The following is a 16,266-nucleotide window of genomic DNA, read 5'->3' as shown; positions in this document are numbered from 1 at the left end:
CGGCCTAGGATTTGTATTCCAACCGGGCTAAACAGACCTCCCCTGACTGCAAACCGGGAAGCTTGAAATGGACAAGTTCACCACGCTGGAAGGCGTCGCGGCGCCGCTGAAGATCATCAATGTCGACACCGACATGATCATTCCGAAGCAGTACCTCAAGACCATCAAGCGCACCGGCCTTGGCAAGGGGCTCTTCTCCGAGCAGCGCTACAAGGACGACGGCAGCGAGAACCCGGATTTCGTCCTCAACCAGCCCGCCTATCGCAATACGAAGGTGCTGGTCGCCGGCGACAATTTCGGCTGCGGCTCGAGCCGCGAGCACGCGCCCTGGGCGTTGCTCGATTTTGGCATCCGCTGCGTGATCTCGACCTCGTTCGGCGACATCTTCTACAACAACTGCTTCAAGAACGGCATTCTGCCGATCCGCGTTTCCCAGGAAGACCTCGACAAGCTGTTCGACGACGCCGAGCGCGGCGCCAACGCGACGCTGACGATCGACCTGCCGAACCAGGAGATCCGCGGCCCCGACGGCGGCAAGGTCAAGTTCGAGATCGACCCGTTCCGCAAGCACTGCCTGATCAACGGCCTCGACGACATCGGCCTGACGATGGAGAAGAAGTCCTCGATCGACACCTATGAAGAGAAGCTCAAGCGCGAACGCGCCTGGGCCTGATCTCGGAATATCTTTCGAGCCCCGGTGCTATCAGCGCCGGGGCTTTTTCTTTGCCCTCGTTTTCCCTCTATTTTTTTGAGCATGATCTTCTCGGAAAACCGCTGCACACTTTTCCGGATCGTGCTCTAAGCTCGCCTCATGCTTCCCGAGATCGTCACCTTCTGGCATGGCCCGATGGACGCGCTGCGCCAGACCTGCCTGCGCTCGCAGCTGGCGGCCGGCCACAAGGTCACGGTCTATAGTTTCGACACCATTCCGGGTCTTCCGGCCGGTATCGAGAATGCGGACGCCGAAGCGATCCTGCCGCACGCCTTCTCCGAACGCCTGCGGCCGCCGCAGCCGGACGGCAGCTGGCGCGACTGGACCACGCTGCAGTTCAGCGACTTCTTCCGCATGAAGCTGATGGCCAGGAATCTCGGCCTCTGGCTCGACGCCGACGTGCTGCTGCTCAAGCCCGTCGCGATCGATCCGGCAAAACCTTATTTTGCCTGGGAGCGATCCCGCCGGCTCGGCAACTCCGTGCTCTATCTGCCACAGGACCATCAGATCGTTCGCGCGTTCGAGGACCTCATGGAGCAGGAGGAGCTGACGCCGGAATGGCTGTCGCTGAGCCATCGCCTGAGCTTTGCGATCAAGCGCCTCAGCGGCGGCTCGCAGCGCCTGTCCGACCTGCGCATCGCCATCTTTGGCCCACCGGCCCTCACCATCCTCGCCAAGCGCTCGGGCGATCTTCAAAAGGCGCTGCCGAAGAAATCCTTCTACGCGGTGCATTCCGAGCCAAAACTGTTCTTCGATCCCTCGAGCTATCTCGGCATCGTCAGCGACCCTGATGTGCTCGGCCTGCACATCTCCGGCAAGGGCCGCTCGCTGCAACCGCCGATTCCGGGCAGCTTGTTCGCCTGGGCGGTGGAGCGGTTTCGCTAGCCGCCGCGCAGGCGGTGCACTCCCTCTCCCGCTTGCGGGAGAGGGTTGGGGAGAGGGTGTCTCCGCGTCGGGACAATCCCCAAGAGGAAAGAACCCTCACCCGCCACGCTCTGCGAGCGTGGCGGCCTCTCCCGCAAGCGGGAGAGGCGGAGCAAGCCCGCAGACAATCCTCGTGAAATCCATATTGCGATCACCCTGCCTTTGCGCGGGAGAGGTGCCATGGAGGCCGCCGCCTCCATTCATTCCCAATTTGATCCAGCGCAACGCGCTCCTGCATCATTGTGCCTAGTGTCGCTCCAGTTCCGACGTTCGAAGGGAGCTTTTCATGAGCACCGCAAGCAGGCCTTATCCCATCGTCCAGGACCTCATCGAGTCCTTTGCGAGCTGGCTGAAGCATCGTCGCGAGATGGCCGAGATGCGGCAGCTCGATCGCTCCGACTTCGACCGGATCGCGAACGATCTCAGGATCGCGCCCGACGATCTGGAAGAGCTGGTTCGCCACGGCAAGCATGCCGCCGACGAACTCCCGAAGATGATGGAGCAGCTCGGCATCGACGCGGAGGCGCTCGGGCGCGCACAGCCACTGCTGCTGCGCGACATGGAGCGGGTCTGCTCGCTCTGCGGTCACAAGGGCCAGTGCGACCGCGATCTTGCGGACGGCACCGCGGCTGAGAAATATCACGGCTATTGCGGCAACGCCGCGACGCTGGAATCGCTCGATCGCAATGAGGTCGCGTCGCACTGATGCGCCCGGATATCTGCTATGATCGGGCGTCGTTGAATCGGCGCCGATAGTCGCCGGGGCTGATCCCGGCGATCCGGCGAAAGCTCATCCGAAACGTGACGGTCGATTGAAAGCCGCAGGCTTCAGCGATCTGGTCCACATAGGCCGTGCTGCTCTCCAGCAGCTCCTGCGCCCGGCGGATCCGCGCGTTCAGCAGCCATTGCATCGGCGTGACCCCCATCTGCTGACGGAAATGGCGCGCAAAGCTCCTTTCGCTCATGCGAGCCTGAGCCGCCATGCGTGCGACCGTGAGCGGCTTTCCCAAATGGGCCGCAACCCATTCGAGATGCGGTGCGAGCGAACCGTTTGAGCGCGGTGGATCGCGCCGGATGAATTGCGCCTGACCGCCTTCCCGATTGATGGGCGCAACGGCCAGCCGCGCGGCATGCGCTGCCACGGCCTGACCGAAATCGCGCCTGACCAGATGAAGGCACATGTCCATTCCCGCAGACGCACCCGCCGATGTCACGATCTGTCCGTCGTCCACGTAGAGAACGTTCGGATCGACCTTCACCTGCGGATAGAGGCTGGCGAGCCGATCCGCACCCAGCCAATGGGTGGTCGCCCGCCGCCCGTCGAGGAGACCGGCCTCGGCGAGGACGAAGGCACCGGAGCAGACCGAGGCGAGCCTCGCGCCGCGGCGGTAGGCTCTTTGTAACGCGCGGAGCACGACCTTCGATCGCATCGTGAGGGGATTTTCGATGCCGGGCACGATGATGGTGTGCGCACGGGCGAGAATTTCGAGCCCGAACGGCACCACCAGGCCGAACGCGCCGGCATCGACGCGCGCTGTCTCGGCACACACGCGGACGTCGTAGAACGGCTTGCCTCGATCGTCCCTGAGACGCGCGAACACCTCATAGGCAAGCGTCAAATCGTACGCGATCACCTGATCCATCGCGACAATGCAAACCCTGTGAACCATGACGTCTCGTTCCCGATGAGCCTTCGGACGGGCAATAGCATGCTTTGGCAGGAATCGAGCGGATATAGGCAGGAGCGCCACTCATGGATCGCGGGCCGGATCCGCTATCCAGCATCGGCGCGCTTGCTGCGTGCCATAAGCGGTCAGGCCATGGACAATGAATTCAAGCTCGACATCTCCCTGCTCAGCCGGCTCAAGCTCGCCTCCATCATCGAGGCGTCCACGCTGGCCCTGCTGGTCTGCATTGCGGTCCCCCTCAGGCATCTCTGGGGCTGGCCCACAGGCGTGCGCGCGATGGGCCCGGTGCACGGCCTTGCCTTCCTGTTCTATGGCTGGACGCTGTTGCAGGCCGCCGGCGCCGGACTCTGGCAGCGGCGTCAGACCGCCTTGCTCGCCGCTTCGGCTTTCGTGCCGTTCGCCGGATTCTTCGCGTCGCGTCACATCCAGCGACGCATCGAGGCCCTGCCGCGGGAATCGTCCGCGAGATGAGCTTCGCTGACGCTTATGTCTGGCTGAAGGCCCTTCACGTCGCCGCGGCCTTGCTGTTTGTCAGCGGCGTTGTCGCGACCTCGTTGACGCTTGCCTTGCTAGCGAGGCTGCCTCGCGGCCACGAACGATTTGTCGCGGGCGTGCGCCGTTACGATCGATGGGTGACGGTTCCGGCGATGGTCGCGGTCTGGCTGCTCGGAACGCGGCTTGCCATATCCGGCTCCTGGTTCGGCCAGGGCTGGCTGACCATCAAGCTTGGCTTCGTTGTGCTGATATCAGCCCTGCACGGACTCCAGAGCGGTCGCCTGCGGAGGATCGAGGCCGGCGCGGCCCCAGCAACGGCGCGATCGCTGCCGCTCGTTCTGTTCGCCGCGGTCGCGATCGCATTCCTTGCCGTTGCGAAGCCGTGAGCACGACGGCTTCAGCCCAAGCTTTAGAAGCCGACCTTCTCGTTCACGTAGAACGTGTTGAGAATGGTGACCCTGTCACGATCGGTATGGATCTGCGGACGGCCGTGCCAGCTCATCCTGGTCAGGGTGTGATAGGCCTTCAGGACCACGAAGGCGTAGCCGACATTGGGCAGGAACGGGATCGTCTTCACGGGCTCGAGACAGTACGAGCCGACGTGAAACAGGCCCTTGAACGAGGCCTTGTAGAGCGTCGTTCCCAGCGCTTCCTGGCTGTCGTCGGCAGGACAATACAGCTGCATCGTCACGACCTTCTTGCGCGTGTCCGGATGCGGCTTGATCTGATAGCCGTCCCTGTCGACATACACGACCGGCTTTGCGACCAGCGTCAGATCCTCAGGCTTGGCCACCTTGTCGCCGCGGGCGCGAATCTCGAGCCCGTCATACAGCCGGTTCCGTATCGCCTGCTCGACGGGCTTGGACGTCAGCATGGCCGAGACGGCAGCCCACGCGGGGCGCAGCGACGGCTCGATCTTGTCGACATTTTCTCCGTAGAGGCGCAGCGCCATCCGTGTCCCCGTACCGGTGATCGGATCGTAGCCCTGGGTCGGCACGCTGCGGATCATGTCCCGGTAGAAATCCGACGGGAAGAAATCGCGAAAGACGATGTGGGGAAATGGTGACGCCGAGTGCTCAGCGGCCTCGATGCTGCGCACCGCATGTCCAGTGAGTTCGTCGACGAGATTGGCCGGAGCAGCCACTTCTGCAAGAGCCGTCATGAGGATACCTCACACCAGGTTGGGCCCAATATTTCAATTGTTGCTGGCATTACCTTGCGACGTGGACCTCGTGCAAGTCAACGGCAGCGACCGCGGGGAATTTTCGCGCGGTCGTGATCGGAAACCGCTCGGCGCTGCGGCGTTGGGCAATTTAATGCATAAGCGACTTTCCAGCCGCGAAAATGATCCGTGTTCCGTCACTTGCGGCTGTTGGCGGAGCAGGCTCAGCCCTTAGCCCTTGCTCATCGCGGCGATCGCGTCCGCGATCTCGATGGTGCGGCGCGCCATGTCGGCGTGCAGGCGTTCCACCATGGCGCCGTCGAGACGGATCGCGCCGCGCGAGACGTTTTCCGGCAGCTCGAACGCCGCGATGATTTTTCGCGCGCGCGCGATGTCCTCTTCGGGTGGCGTGAAGATCGCGTTGCAGGCTTCGATCTGCGAGGGGTGGATCAGCGTTTTGCCGTCGAAGCCGAGATCGCGCCCTTGCGCGCATTCGGTGGCGAAGCCATCAGGATTGGCGATGTCGCTATAGGGGCCATCGAGGATCTCGAGGCCGGCGGCGCGCGTCGCCAGGATGCAATGCGTGATCATCGGGATCATCGCCGCGCGGCCGGGCAACATCTTGATCCGCGTCTCGCGCGAGATGTCGTTCGGGCCGAACACGAAGCCGGCGAGGCGGCACGATGGATCGCGACCGGCCTCGGCCAGTTCCTCTGCGTGCAGCACCGCGCGCGCGGTTTCGATCATCGCCCAGACCTTCACGGATGGCGCGGCGCCGAGATGGGCGAGATCGCGGCCGATGGTCTTGAGATCTTCGATGCTTGAAACTTTTGGAACCAGGATGCCGTCGGGCGAGGCCTTGGCGGCCATCGTGACGTCCTCGGCCCACCATTGCGTGTCGAGGGCGTTGGTCCGGATCAGGACCTCGCGTTGGCCGAACCCTTTGGCAGCGATCGCGGCGGCGATGCCGTCACGCGCCACCGCCTTGGCATCCGGAGCAACGGAATCCTCGAGGTCGAGGATCAGGCCATCGGCGGCGAGATTCCTTGCCTTTTCAAGGGCGCGAGGGTTGGAGCCGGGCATGAACAGATGGCTGCGGCGCGGGCGGGTCATGCTGCCTTCCTTCCTGACGGCTCGGACTTGTTCCAGCTGGAGGCGATAGCATCTGGCCTGCCTATTCGAAAGGCTTGTTCAGCCTACCGGTCTATGATTAGGCATAGGCCATGATCACATTCCCGAAGTCCTTGCTAGCAGGCTACAACGCCTTCGCCACCAACCGGTTGCCGGCCGAGCAGAACCGCTATCGCGAACTGTCGGTGAAGGGACAGTCGCCCGAAGTGATGGTGATCGGCTGTTGCGACAGCCGCGTCGCGCCCGAGGCGATCTTCGATGTCGGTCCGGGCGAATTGTTCGTCGTCCGCAACATCGCCAATCTGGTGCCGACCTATCAGCCCGATGCGAATGCGCACGGCGTCTCGGCCGCGCTGGAATATGCCGTCACGGTGCTGAAGGTGAAGCACATCGTGATCCTCGGCCATGCGCAATGCGGCGGCATCCGCGCCTTCATCGACAAGATCGAGCCGCTCACGCCGGGCGACTTCATCGGCAAATGGATGCAGATGTTCATCAAGCCGGGCGAGGTGGTCGAGCAGCGCGACCACGAGACCATGGCGCAGTTCGTCGAGCGTATCGAGAAGGCCGCGGTGTTCCGCAGCCTCGAAAACCTGATGACGTTCCCGTTCGTGCGCAAGGCCGTCGAGAGCGGCCAGATGCAGCTGCACGGCGCCTATTTCGGCGTCGCCGAGGGAACGCTGTTCGTGCTGGACAAGGCGAGCAAGGAATTCAAGAGCGCGCGGAGCGTGGTGTAACTCTCGCGGCTTGGCCGTGAATTCGTAGGGTGGGTTAGCGAAGCGTAACCCACCACTTCTGCCACCGCGGAAACGAAAGAGGTGGGTTACGCCTTCGGCCAACCCACCCTACGGCAGCTCGGCTTACGCCGCCTGCTTCTTCGCGCTGATCAGCTTGCGGTTGATCAGGACTTCCGCGATCTGGATCGCGTTCAGCGCGGCGCCCTTGCGCAGGTTGTCGGACACGCACCACAGCACGAGGCCGTTCTCCACCGTCGCGTCCTCGCGGATGCGGCTGATATAGGTCGCGTCCTCACCGGCCGCCTCATACGGCGTGGCGTAGCCGCCGGGCTCCTGCTTGTCGATGACGAGACAGCCGGGCGCCACGCGCAGGATGTTGCGCGCTTCATCGGCGCTGATCGGATTCTCGAACTCGATGTTGACGGCCTCGGAGTGGCCGACGAAGACGGGCACGCGCACGCAGGTGGCGGTGAGCTTGATCTTGGGATCAAGGATCTTCTTGGTCTCCGCCATCATCTTCCACTCTTCCTTGGTGTAGCCGTCCTCCATGAAGACGTCGATGTGGGGGATGACGTTGAAGGCGATGCGCTTGGGGAACTTGTTCGCGATCAACTCGCTGTTGGTGTAGACGGCCTTGGTCTGCGAGAACAACTCGTCCATCGCATCCTTGCCGGCGCCCGACACCGATTGATAGGTCGAGACCACGACGCGCTTGATGGTGGCCTTGTCGTGCAGCGGCTTGAGCGCGACCACGAGCTGCGCGGTCGAGCAGTTCGGGTTGGCGATGATGTTCTTCTTCTTGAAGCCTTCGGTCGCGGCCGCGTTGACCTCGGGCACGATCAGCGGCACGTCCGGATCCATGCGCCAGGCCGAGGAATTGTCGATCACAACGGCGCCGGCGGCGCCGATCTTCGGCGACCATTCCTTCGACACCGAGCCGCCCGCCGACATCAGGCAGATATCGACGTCGGAGAAGTCGTAGTGCTCGAGCGCCTTGACCTTCAGGGTGCGGTCGCCATAGGAGACCTCGACGCCGACGCTGCGGCGTGACGCCAGGGCCACGACCTCGTCCGCGGGAAATTTGCGCTCATCCAGGATGTTGAGCATTTCCCGTCCGACATTGCCGGTCGCGCCGACGACTGCGACTTTGTAACCCATCGTTCACTCTCCGATGAAAAAGCCCGTTCCTGAAGCTGACGCTTAAACAGGAAGAGCAGCGCTTCTATGCGAGAACCGGCCCCAAGACAACGTTCGACCATGCCTTTGGGACGTGGATGCAGTCGCCTGAGGCCGGCACGGCCGTAAACCCCACCCAGATCCATCTGGCGCTCGCCACTTTCGCCGACGAGGTCGTCGGCACGCTGGCGCGCCTGTTGGCCTATGTGGGGGCACTGGCCCTGTTTGCCATCCTGGGGCTCGCCGGCCTCGGCCAGCTGCCCGATCTGCGCGACGACGAGCCTGCCGCAAAGCCCGGCTGGGCGATCGCGGACCGTTCGCACCCGGCCTTCGCCCTCAGCCGGCTCGATCCATCAGAGAAAACAGCCTCTTACACCATATTCCGGCATCCCGAGGGCGGCCGGCGCGACGTGATGCGCTGGGCTGGCGACGCCGACAAGCTGGTGGCCGAGCTCGAAATCTACCGGGAAGGCGGCGAATTCGACGTGACGCAGCCAGCGACGTCAGGCCTCGCCGCCCGGATGGGCCTGGATGCGGCGACCGCGCTGGAGCAGGCCGGCCTGATCGACACCAAATTCGGCCCCGTCGCCCTGTACCGCCCATCGGGCACGGCGGATGGGTCGGCCGCGTGCCTTGGCTACCTCAAGCGCAACGAGGAGCCGGCGCTGCAGATCTCCGGCTTCTCCTGCCAGGGCGATACAATGCCGGCCCGGCGCGCCGCGATCGCCTGCACCTTGAACCGGCTGACGCAGCTCGCCTCGGGCAACGAGCCGAAGCTGGCGGAGATGTTCGCCCATGCGGAGCTCAAGCGCCGCTCCTGTGAGCCGCAGGGCTCGGCCGACTGGTTGCTGGGCGCAGCGAATGCGCAATTGCGCGGGACGCTTTGAGCCGCATCAAGCCCAAGCCGCTGTATCCATGCAACTTTTGCTGGCGAGCACGATTATTCCGGCGCGGTGTGACTGAATAGACCTAGTTCCGGTCCCCCCGGCCGGGCTAATATGGGATGAAATCGACCGGCGGCTTGCCGCCTGAAGGGGACGTGATGAGCTTGAATTTCTCTGCCAAACTGGCGGCCTGGCTTGCGGCTGGCGCTGTTGTCGCTGTGGCCTTCGCTGCGCCGGCGTCGGCCGATACCAGGACCAAGCAGCGCTTTGACGATCGCGGCCGGCACTATTACGGCCCGAACGGACCCAATACCGTCTACCAGCAGGGGCGCACCCGCATCTATGTGAGCAAGCGCTCCTGGCTCGACGGCGGCACCGAGGTCAATCCGGGCGACCGCAAGTTCAGCGACTACGCCTTCCCGCCGGACGTCGGCTATCCCTCCTTTGCGCGCGAAAACCTCAACCGCCCGATCGATCGCCAGCCGCTGGCGACCCCGGCCGATGTCGGCGGCTATCCGCGGGCTTTCCCGCTGTACTGAACGCGATACATCTTCCGAATCAAAAAGGCCGGGCTTCACGCCCGGCCTTTTTTTCAGCAGGTGCCGTTGGGTGGATTACGCATTCGCGGCCGGGTCATATCGCCGGCAAAACTCCTCGATCGCTTCGGCGCGAAAATCGGCCAGGCGCTCGAAGATGAGCTCGTCCGGCCACTCCCACCAGGCGATCCGCTGCAGGCTTGCGGCAACCGAATCATCGAAGCGCTTGCGGATGGGGCGCGCGGGAACGCCACCGACGATGGTGTAGGGCGCGACATCGCGGCTGACGACCGCGCCGGCGCCGATCACCGCACCATCGCCGACCGTGACGCCGGGCAGCAGGATCGCGGCGTGGCCGATCCAGACGTCATTGCCGACGATGACGCGGTCGCCGCGGCGATCGGCGAAGAAGTCGCGGTCGCGGCTCGCGCTCGCCTCGTAATATTCGGGGACATAGGTGAAGCGATGCTGCGAGGCGCGGCCCATCGGATGATTGGGCGCGCCGATCCGTACCGAATTGGCGATGGCGGTGAACTTGCCGATCACGGCGTCGGCGACGTCGCAGTTTTCGCCGAGATAGGAGTAATCGCCGAGCGAGGCATATTCGATGCGGGTATGGCCGAGGATCTCGCAGCGCCGCCCGATCCGCGCCTCGCGCTGGCGCACCGTTTCATGGATGAAGGTTTCCGCGATCTTGGGGCGGGGCGATGCATCCATGAATGTAACTCCGAGAGCAGGTGCCGTTGGGTGGGTTAGCCACGCGGCTGCGCGAAGCGCCGTCGTGCGGCGTGACCCACCACCTTGGTTTCCGCGGAGACAGGAGAGGTGGGTTACGCCTTCGGCTAACCCACCCTACGATTCGATGCTTGCGGTTACGCGTGCAGCTTCTGCAATTCCTTCAGAATCGCTTCGCCCATCTGCGTGGTCGAGGCGGCGGTGGTGCCTTCCGACTTGATGTCGGCGGTGCGCAGACCGCTGGCGAGCACCGCCGCGATCGCGGCGTCGACCTTGTCGGCGAGCGCGCCCATGTCGAAGGAATAGCGCAGCGCCATGCCGAAGGACGAGATCATCGCGATCGGATTGGCGAGGCCTTGGCCTGCAATGTCGGGCGCCGAGCCGTGCACGGGCTCGTACAAGGCCTTGCGCTTCTTGCTCTTGACGTCGACTTCGCCGAGCGAGGCCGAAGGCAGCATGCCGAGCGAGCCGGTGAGCATCGCCGCGATGTCGGACAGCATGTCGCCGAACAGATTGTCGGTGACGATGACGTCGAACTGCTTCGGCGCCTTCACCAGCATCATACCGCCGGAATCGGCGAGCTGATGCTCGAGCGTGACATCAGGATATTCGCGCTTGTGGACCGCGGTCATGACCTCGTTCCAGAGCACGCCCGACTTCATCACGTTGCGCTTCTCCATCGACGTCACCTTGTTCTTGCGCTTCCGGGCAAGCTCGAAGGCGACGCGGCCGATGCGCTCGATCTCATAGCTGTCGTAGACCTGGGTATCGATGGCGCGCTTCTGGCCGTTGCCGAGATCGGTGATGGTCTTGGGCTCGCCGAAATAGACGCCGCCGGTGAGCTCGCGCACGATGACGATGTCGAGGCCCTCGACCGCCTCGCGCTTCAGGCTCGAGGCATCGGCCAGCGCGGGATAGCAGACGGCGGGGCGAAGGTTGGCGAACAAAGCGAGATCCTTGCGCAGGCGCAGGAGGCCGGCTTCGGGGCGCACCTCGTAAGGCACCGCGTCCCATTTCGGGCCGCCGACCGCGCCGAAGATGATGGCGTCGGCAGCCATCGCCTTGGCCATGTCGCCCTCGGAGATCGACACCTTGTGGGCGTCATAGGCGGAGCCGCCGACCAGGCCGGTATCGGTCTCGAATTTGGCGATTCCCGCGCTATTGAGCCAATCGATCAGCCGCTTCACCTCGCCCATCACCTCGGGGCCGATACCGTCGCCGGGGAGCAGCAGCAATTTGTGGGTCGCCATATCCGTTTCCTCTTAGATCCTCTCTCGTCATTCCGGGGCGCGAGCAAAGCGAGCGAGCCCGGACTCCATCGGGCCACAGCGCAAGCGGGGAAATGGATTCCGGGCTCGCGCTTTGCGCGCCCCGGAATGACGGTCGGCCGGAGTGCTAGAGCGGCGTTGCGCGCTTGGCAAGACACCATTGCCGCGCCGCGGGTGTGCAAGGGGGGCGGGGCCTGCCACACTGGCGACGCCGGAGTACCCCTTGCTCGCCCCTGACCGCCCACCCGTCGCGCAGCCCGCGCGGCTGATCCTGACCCTGTCGCTGGCCGCAACCGTCGGGCTCGGCATCGGCCGCTTTGCCTATGCGCTGGTGCTGCCCGATATGCGGGAGGACCTCGGCTGGACCTACTCGGCGGCGGGTTTCATGAACACCATCAACGCCGTCGGCTACCTCGTCGGCGCCCTGCTGGCGTCGCGGCTGATCCAGCGCGTCGGCTGGTCGGCCGCGATCCGCGGTGGAACCGTCGCCTGCGTCGCCGCGCTTGCCACCTGCGCACTGACGGGGAATTTCATCGCGCTGAGCCTCGCCCGCCTCGTGCTGGGCCTGGGCGCGGCAGCCGGCTTCGTTGCCGGCGGCGCGCTGGCGGCGACCATCGCGCAGTCGCGCCCCGAACGGGCCAATTTCCTGCTGAGTCTCTTCTATGCCGGACCCGGCATCGGCATTCTCGCCTCCGGGCTGATCGCGCCATTCACGCTGCAGCATTTCGGCCCGGGCTCATGGTGGATCGTGTGGTGGGCGATGACACTGTTGTCGGCGGCGATGACCGTGCCGCTGTTCATGGTCCGCATCGAGAGCGGCGCGCGGTTTTCCGAAGGCAGCCACGGCGCCTTCGCGATTCTTCCCGTGCTGATCTATCTCGCCGCCTACTTCCTGTTCGGCGCCGGCTACATCGCCTACATGACGTTCATGATCGCCTATGTGCGCGACGGTGGCGGCGGAGCCGCGGCGCAGGCCGCATTCTGGGGCCTGATCGGCATGAGCGCCTTCGTCACGCCGTGGGCCTGGCGCCGCGTGCTGGCGCTCGACCGCGGCGGTCTCGCCACCGCGATCATCCTCGGTACCAACGCGCTCGGTGCGGCCTTGCCGATCCTCGGCCATTCGCCGGCCTGGCTCGGAATCTCGGCGGTGGTGTTCGGCGTCGCCTTCTTCGCCGTGGTCGGCTCGACCACCGCCTTCGTGCGCTTCAACTATCCGCCGGAGATGTGGCCGACCGCGATCGCGGCGATGACGATCTCGTTCGGCGTCGGCCAGACGCTGGGGCCGATCGTGGTCGGCGCGATCACCGATGCGCTGGGGAGCCTGAGCTACGCGCTCAATGTCTCGGCGGCGCTGCTGGCGCTGGGGGCGGTGCTGGCGTTGCTGCAGCGGAAGGTGCCGAAGAGTTCGGTGCCGTAGGGTGGATTAGCCGAAGGCGTAATCCACCAACTTCGTTCGGCAAACGCGGACGCATGGTGGATTACGCTTCGCTAATCCACCCTACGGCAGCGGGGCTAGCTCCCGCTAAACGAATTGTAGCCCTGGTCTTCCCAATAGCCGCCCTTGTAGTCGTTGGTGACTTCCATCGAGACCACGTATTTCGGGTTCTTGAAGCCGAGCTTGGTCGGCACGCGAATTTTCATCGGGAAGCCGTAGGCGCGCGGCAGGATCTCGTTGGCATATTTGAACGTCATCTGCGTCTGCGGATGCAGCGCGGTGCGCATGTCCAGGGGCGAATTGTAGCCGTCCTTGTCGGCGCACTGGAACCAGACGTATTTGGCGCGCGTGTCGGCGCCGACGAGCTTGAGGAAATCGCGCAAGGGCGTGCCGGTCCAGCTGCCGATCGCGCTCCAGCCTTCGACGCAGATGTGGCGGGTGATTTGCGTGAACTGCGGCAGCTTGTAGAGCTCGTCCAGCGTCCATGACTTCTTGTTGTCGACCAGGCCGCGCACCTCGAGCTTCCAATCCGCGGCCGAGACATCGGGCGCATCGTCGAGATCGTAATAGGCATTGAACGGGAACGGCTTTGTAATCGCGCTCTCGGGAAACGTCGGCGCCAGCGCGTCGGGATTGAAGATGAAGTCCTGCACGGCGTCGTTGAATTTCGAGACCCTCGCGAGCAACGCATCCGCCGAGGAGGAATCGACCACATCGCAGCCGGTGAGCAAGGTCAGCGCGCCGAGGCTGGCGCCGCCGGCGATGAAGCGGCGGCGGGTGAGATCGGGCATCACCTTGAGGGAGTCCTTGATCAGCAGACGCTTGTCGACGCCGGGGATCAGAAATGAACGCTTGGCCATCGCTATTCTCACTTATTTGTTTTGAGCATGATCTTTGTCGGAAAACCGGTACCGACTTTTCCGGATCATGCTCAGCGACCGATGATCATCGCGCGCAGGCTCTTCGGTACCAGCAGCGCAAGCAGCACGTGAATGACGAGGAACGCGCAGATCGCGGCCATGCAGAAGAAATGCACGTAGCGCGCGGTCGGATAATCGCCGAACAGCTTGACCAGATAATACAGCTGCACCGGCTTCCAGATCGACAGGCCCGACAGCACGATCAGCACGCCGACGACGATGATGCCGGCATAGAGCAGGCGCTGCACGTAATTGTAGACGGTGAGATCGTCATGCGCGAGCTTGAAGGTGAGCGCCGCCCTGACGTCGTGGAGCACGCCTGAAGGCGTGATCGGCAGCAGCTTTTTCCGGAAGCGGCCGGATGCGAGACCCGTGATGAGATAGGCGAGGCCGTTAACCATCAACAGCCACATCGCTGCAAAGTGCCAGAGCAGCGCGCCGCCGAGCCAGCCGCCCAGCGTATAGTCGCGCGGAAAACTGAAGCCGAACAGCGGCGAGGCATTGTAGATCTGCCAGCCCGACAGGATCATCAGGATCATCGCGACCGCATTGGTCCAGTGCATGACACGGACCCAGGCCGGCTGGATCACCTTGGGCCTGCTGGCGCTGATCTGCTCGTCGGTCACGGTAAGGCTCGACATGATGGTTCCGTCCTGAACGTCTGATATCACCGATTATACGCCGGTCCGCCCGCTTTCGTTACGCCGGACCGGAAACCGAATCGCGGGCCCTGGCGGTCACAATAAAGCGAGCCGGGTCGCCCCGGCTCGCTGTTTCGCTGCATCCTCCGGGGATGAAACCGGGGGGTATCAGGTGTTACGTCGCCGGCATCAGCACGGTGTCGACCACATGGATCACGCCGTTCGACTGGTTGACGTTGGAGATCGTCACCATCGAGGTGCCGCCCTTGGCGTCGACGATCCAGACCTTGCCGTCCTGCTTCTTGACGGTGAGTTCCTCGCCCTCGACGGTCTTCAGCTTCTTGCCGTCGGTGAGGTCGGAGGCCTCGAGCTTGCCCGGCACCACATGGTAGGTGAGGATCTTGGTCAGGGTTGCCTTGTTCTCGGGCTTGACCAGGGTGTCGACGGTGCCGGCCGGCAGCTTGCTGAAGGCGGCGTTGGTCGGCGCGAACACCGTGAACGGGCCCTTGCCTTCCAAGGTCGGCACCAGGCCGGCCGCCTTCACGGCCGCCACCAGCGTGGTGTGGTCCTTCGAATTGACGGCGTTCTGGACGATGTTCTTCGACGGGAACATCGCGGCGCCGCCGACCATGACGGTCTTTTCTTCGGCGCGAGCGGGCGCGATGACTGATGCGGTGATGGCCAGCGCGCTGAAGGCAGCAGCGGTGAGATAGGCAATGCGCTTCGACATGGAGAAACTCCCGATTTCGATGATGACCGGCGATGACCGGCCTTTGCGTTGGGGCAACAACGGCGTCTGCGACAGTTTGACGTGAGGCAGCAGCGCGTCGTTGGCCGAACTACGGGAGGGTTCGCGAGGCGGTTTCGAACAAAAATTCTTTGTGATGCGTGAAACTATGGTGCGACGTGGCCGTGTGGCAGCCCCACCGTCATTGCGAGGAGCCCTTGCGACGAAGCAATCCAGACTATCTCCGCGGATACATTTCTGGATTGCTTCGCTACGCTCGCAATGACGAATTCTCGGCTGCGACTTCGCTTCAATCCCTGCTCAACGGTGTCTGAATGAATCCGCGATTATGCGTCGGGCTGATCAGGAGCTCGTTGATGCAGACGCGCGGCGGCATCGACGCGATGAACGCGATGGTGCGGCCGAGATCTTCGGGTTGCAGCATCTTCGCCTGCTCTTCCTCGCTCGGCACCACCGGGCGCAGCTTCAGGATCGGGGTGGCCACCTCGCCCGGCATCAGGCAGCAGGCGCGCAGGCCATTGACGCATTCGTCCATGTTGAAGGAATGGGTCAGCGCCAGCACCGCGTGCTTGGTGGTCGTGTAGGCCGGGCCCGGCATTTTCGAGACGTGACGGCCGGCCCAGGACGAGACGTTGATGATCGAGCCGTCCTGCTGCTTGCGCATCGTCGGCAGCACCGCGCGCATGCAATAGAGCACGCCGTTGAGATTGACCTGGACCAGCTTGTCCCAGCCCTCCAGTTCCATGTCCTTCCAGCTCCGCTTCGGGACATTGATGCCGGCATTGTTCACCAGCAGGTCGATCCGACCATGCTTGGCGACGATCTGATCGGCGGCCTTCTGGGCCGCAGCCGCGTTGGACACGTCGAGCGCAATGGCCTCGGCCGTCCCGCCAGCCTTGGTGATCTTGGCCACCACGGCCTCCAGGGCGTCCTTGCGGCGGCCCGAGGCCACCACGATCCAGCCGTCGGCCGCCAGCGCCTCGGCGCCGGCCTCCCCGATCCCGCTGCCTGCGCCCGTCACCCAGGCCACGCGTTTCCCGTTTTTTGCCATTGCGAACTGTCTCCGTTGCTTCA

Annotated in this window: 19 protein-coding genes; 9 read left to right on the top strand and 10 right to left on the bottom strand. The window is 64.0% G+C overall.

Annotation, left to right across the window (positions count from 1 at the left end):
• The first annotated feature begins 67 nt into the window (after positions 1-67).
• The 3 genes from leuD to XH91_RS02105 all read left to right on the top strand — a co-directional run bounded on the left by leuD (position 68) and on the right by XH91_RS02105 (position 2,342).
• Positions 68-673, top strand: a complete 606-nt coding sequence (gene leuD, locus XH91_RS02115) for a 3-isopropylmalate dehydratase small subunit (RefSeq protein ID WP_084808657.1) — start codon at positions 68-70, stop codon at positions 671-673.
• A 138-nt stretch (positions 674-811) separates the two neighbouring features.
• The gene (locus XH91_RS02110; RefSeq protein WP_128949059.1) at positions 812-1,597 is read left to right on the top strand and encodes a glycosyltransferase family 32 protein; all 786 of its coding nucleotides are present in this window, start codon (positions 812-814) and stop codon (positions 1,595-1,597) included.
• A 325-nt stretch (positions 1,598-1,922) separates the two neighbouring features.
• On the top strand, positions 1,923-2,342 hold the full coding sequence (locus XH91_RS02105) for a DUF6455 family protein (protein WP_128949058.1): 420 nt from the start codon (positions 1,923-1,925) through the stop codon (positions 2,340-2,342).
• A gap of 16 nt (positions 2,343-2,358) precedes the next feature.
• On the opposite strand, the gene XH91_RS02100 is transcribed toward XH91_RS02105, so the two are convergent.
• Positions 2,359-3,279 carry a helix-turn-helix domain-containing protein gene (locus XH91_RS02100; protein ID WP_245477375.1) on the bottom strand — a complete coding sequence of 307 codons (921 nt, stop codon included), beginning with the start codon at positions 3,277-3,279 and terminating at the stop codon, positions 2,359-2,361.
• 42 nt (positions 3,280-3,321) lie between these two features.
• Here XH91_RS02100 and XH91_RS02095 point away from each other — a divergent pair, with 42 nt between their 5' ends.
• The gene (locus XH91_RS02095) at positions 3,322-3,795 is read left to right on the top strand and encodes a DUF3817 domain-containing protein (protein ID WP_347338612.1); all 474 of its coding nucleotides are present in this window, start codon (positions 3,322-3,324) and stop codon (positions 3,793-3,795) included.
• Positions 3,792-4,205, top strand: a complete 414-nt coding sequence (locus tag XH91_RS02090) for a CopD family protein (protein WP_128949056.1) — start codon at positions 3,792-3,794, stop codon at positions 4,203-4,205. Before XH91_RS02095 ends, XH91_RS02090 begins: the two co-directional genes overlap by 4 nt.
• Before the next feature lie 23 nt (positions 4,206-4,228).
• Here XH91_RS02090 and XH91_RS02085 read toward each other — a convergent pair whose 3' ends face one another.
• Both XH91_RS02085 and XH91_RS02080 read right to left on the bottom strand, forming a co-directional pair.
• Positions 4,229-4,981 carry a hypothetical protein gene (locus tag XH91_RS02085; RefSeq protein WP_128949055.1) on the bottom strand — a complete coding sequence of 251 codons (753 nt, stop codon included), beginning with the start codon at positions 4,979-4,981 and terminating at the stop codon, positions 4,229-4,231.
• Between the two features lie 231 nt (positions 4,982-5,212).
• A complete protein-coding gene (locus tag XH91_RS02080; protein WP_128949054.1) occupies positions 5,213-6,094 on the bottom strand; it encodes an HpcH/HpaI aldolase/citrate lyase family protein in 882 nt (293 codons plus the stop codon).
• Positions 6,095-6,204: 110 nt separating this feature from the next.
• Here XH91_RS02080 and XH91_RS02075 point away from each other — a divergent pair, with 110 nt between their 5' ends.
• Positions 6,205-6,849 carry a carbonic anhydrase gene (locus XH91_RS02075; RefSeq protein WP_128949053.1) on the top strand — a complete coding sequence of 215 codons (645 nt, stop codon included), beginning with the start codon at positions 6,205-6,207 and terminating at the stop codon, positions 6,847-6,849.
• A 123-nt stretch (positions 6,850-6,972) separates the two neighbouring features.
• Here the strand turns inward: XH91_RS02075 and XH91_RS02070 are convergent, their stop codons facing one another.
• Positions 6,973-8,007, bottom strand: coding sequence for an aspartate-semialdehyde dehydrogenase (locus XH91_RS02070; protein ID WP_128949052.1), 1,035 nt, complete (start codon positions 8,005-8,007; stop codon positions 6,973-6,975).
• Positions 8,008-8,123: 116 nt separating this feature from the next.
• Here XH91_RS02070 and XH91_RS02065 point away from each other — a divergent pair, with 116 nt between their 5' ends.
• Both XH91_RS02065 and XH91_RS02060 read left to right on the top strand, forming a co-directional pair.
• Entirely contained in the window at positions 8,124-8,912 is a 789-nt protein-coding gene (locus XH91_RS02065; RefSeq protein ID WP_128949051.1) for a hypothetical protein, read from the top strand.
• 155 nt (positions 8,913-9,067) lie between these two features.
• Positions 9,068-9,448 (top strand): hypothetical protein, encoded by a 381-nt coding sequence (locus tag XH91_RS02060; RefSeq protein ID WP_164934271.1) that lies wholly within the window; start codon positions 9,068-9,070, stop codon positions 9,446-9,448.
• 75 nt (positions 9,449-9,523) lie between these two features.
• Here XH91_RS02060 and XH91_RS02055 read toward each other — a convergent pair whose 3' ends face one another.
• Both XH91_RS02055 and leuB read right to left on the bottom strand, forming a co-directional pair.
• Positions 9,524-10,162, bottom strand: coding sequence for a DapH/DapD/GlmU-related protein (locus XH91_RS02055; protein WP_128949049.1), 639 nt, complete (start codon positions 10,160-10,162; stop codon positions 9,524-9,526).
• A gap of 155 nt (positions 10,163-10,317) precedes the next feature.
• On the bottom strand, positions 10,318-11,430 hold the full coding sequence (gene leuB, locus XH91_RS02050; RefSeq protein ID WP_128949048.1) for a 3-isopropylmalate dehydrogenase: 1,113 nt from the start codon (positions 11,428-11,430) through the stop codon (positions 10,318-10,320).
• A 241-nt stretch (positions 11,431-11,671) separates the two neighbouring features.
• Here leuB and XH91_RS02045 point away from each other — a divergent pair, with 241 nt between their 5' ends.
• Positions 11,672-12,865 carry a YbfB/YjiJ family MFS transporter gene (locus XH91_RS02045; protein WP_128949047.1) on the top strand — a complete coding sequence of 398 codons (1,194 nt, stop codon included), beginning with the start codon at positions 11,672-11,674 and terminating at the stop codon, positions 12,863-12,865.
• A gap of 95 nt (positions 12,866-12,960) precedes the next feature.
• Here the strand turns inward: XH91_RS02045 and XH91_RS02040 are convergent, their stop codons facing one another.
• The 4 genes from XH91_RS02040 to XH91_RS02025 form a co-directional block, all read right to left on the bottom strand.
• Positions 12,961-13,743: a molybdopterin-binding protein gene (locus XH91_RS02040; protein WP_128949046.1), complete on the bottom strand. Its 783-nt coding sequence runs from the start codon at positions 13,741-13,743 to the stop codon at positions 12,961-12,963.
• Between the two features lie 71 nt (positions 13,744-13,814).
• Positions 13,815-14,444: a cytochrome b/b6 domain-containing protein gene (locus tag XH91_RS02035; RefSeq protein WP_128949045.1), complete on the bottom strand. Its 630-nt coding sequence runs from the start codon at positions 14,442-14,444 to the stop codon at positions 13,815-13,817.
• Between the two features lie 175 nt (positions 14,445-14,619).
• Positions 14,620-15,174: a fasciclin domain-containing protein gene (locus XH91_RS02030; protein ID WP_128949044.1), complete on the bottom strand. Its 555-nt coding sequence runs from the start codon at positions 15,172-15,174 to the stop codon at positions 14,620-14,622.
• Positions 15,175-15,481: 307 nt separating this feature from the next.
• The gene (locus XH91_RS02025) at positions 15,482-16,243 is read right to left on the bottom strand and encodes an SDR family oxidoreductase (RefSeq protein WP_128949043.1); all 762 of its coding nucleotides are present in this window, start codon (positions 16,241-16,243) and stop codon (positions 15,482-15,484) included.
• Positions 16,244-16,266: the final 23 nt, after the last annotated feature.

The organism is Bradyrhizobium guangzhouense (assembly GCF_004114955.1).
Classification (GTDB): domain Bacteria; phylum Pseudomonadota; class Alphaproteobacteria; order Rhizobiales; family Xanthobacteraceae; genus Bradyrhizobium; species Bradyrhizobium guangzhouense.
The sequence above is the reverse complement of the archived record's forward strand: the minus strand, read 5'-3'. Positions and strand labels throughout refer to the sequence as shown.

Coding starts and splice junctions, on each gene's coding strand:
- leuD (WP_084808657.1), top strand. CDS start 68: ATGGACAAGTTCACCACGCTGGAAGGCGTCGCGGCGCCGCTGAAGATC.
- XH91_RS02110 (WP_128949059.1), top strand. CDS start 812: ATGCTTCCCGAGATCGTCACCTTCTGGCATGGCCCGATGGACGCGCTG.
- XH91_RS02105 (WP_128949058.1), top strand. CDS start 1,923: ATGAGCACCGCAAGCAGGCCTTATCCCATCGTCCAGGACCTCATCGAG.
- XH91_RS02100 (WP_245477375.1), bottom strand. CDS start 3,279: ATGGATCAGGTGATCGCGTACGATTTGACGCTTGCCTATGAGGTGTTC.
- XH91_RS02095 (WP_347338612.1), top strand. CDS start 3,322: ATGAGCCTTCGGACGGGCAATAGCATGCTTTGGCAGGAATCGAGCGGA.
- XH91_RS02090 (WP_128949056.1), top strand. CDS start 3,792: ATGAGCTTCGCTGACGCTTATGTCTGGCTGAAGGCCCTTCACGTCGCC.
- XH91_RS02085 (WP_128949055.1), bottom strand. CDS start 4,981: ATGACGGCTCTTGCAGAAGTGGCTGCTCCGGCCAATCTCGTCGACGAA.
- XH91_RS02080 (WP_128949054.1), bottom strand. CDS start 6,094: ATGACCCGCCCGCGCCGCAGCCATCTGTTCATGCCCGGCTCCAACCCT.
- XH91_RS02075 (WP_128949053.1), top strand. CDS start 6,205: ATGATCACATTCCCGAAGTCCTTGCTAGCAGGCTACAACGCCTTCGCC.
- XH91_RS02070 (WP_128949052.1), bottom strand. CDS start 8,007: ATGGGTTACAAAGTCGCAGTCGTCGGCGCGACCGGCAATGTCGGACGG.
- XH91_RS02065 (WP_128949051.1), top strand. CDS start 8,124: ATGCAGTCGCCTGAGGCCGGCACGGCCGTAAACCCCACCCAGATCCAT.
- XH91_RS02060 (WP_164934271.1), top strand. CDS start 9,068: ATGAGCTTGAATTTCTCTGCCAAACTGGCGGCCTGGCTTGCGGCTGGC.
- XH91_RS02055 (WP_128949049.1), bottom strand. CDS start 10,162: ATGGATGCATCGCCCCGCCCCAAGATCGCGGAAACCTTCATCCATGAA.
- leuB (WP_128949048.1), bottom strand. CDS start 11,430: ATGGCGACCCACAAATTGCTGCTGCTCCCCGGCGACGGTATCGGCCCC.
- XH91_RS02040 (WP_128949046.1), bottom strand. CDS start 13,743: ATGGCCAAGCGTTCATTTCTGATCCCCGGCGTCGACAAGCGTCTGCTG.
- XH91_RS02035 (WP_128949045.1), bottom strand. CDS start 14,444: ATGTCGAGCCTTACCGTGACCGACGAGCAGATCAGCGCCAGCAGGCCC.
- XH91_RS02030 (WP_128949044.1), bottom strand. CDS start 15,174: ATGTCGAAGCGCATTGCCTATCTCACCGCTGCTGCCTTCAGCGCGCTG.
- XH91_RS02025 (WP_128949043.1), bottom strand. CDS start 16,243: ATGGCAAAAAACGGGAAACGCGTGGCCTGGGTGACGGGCGCAGGCAGC.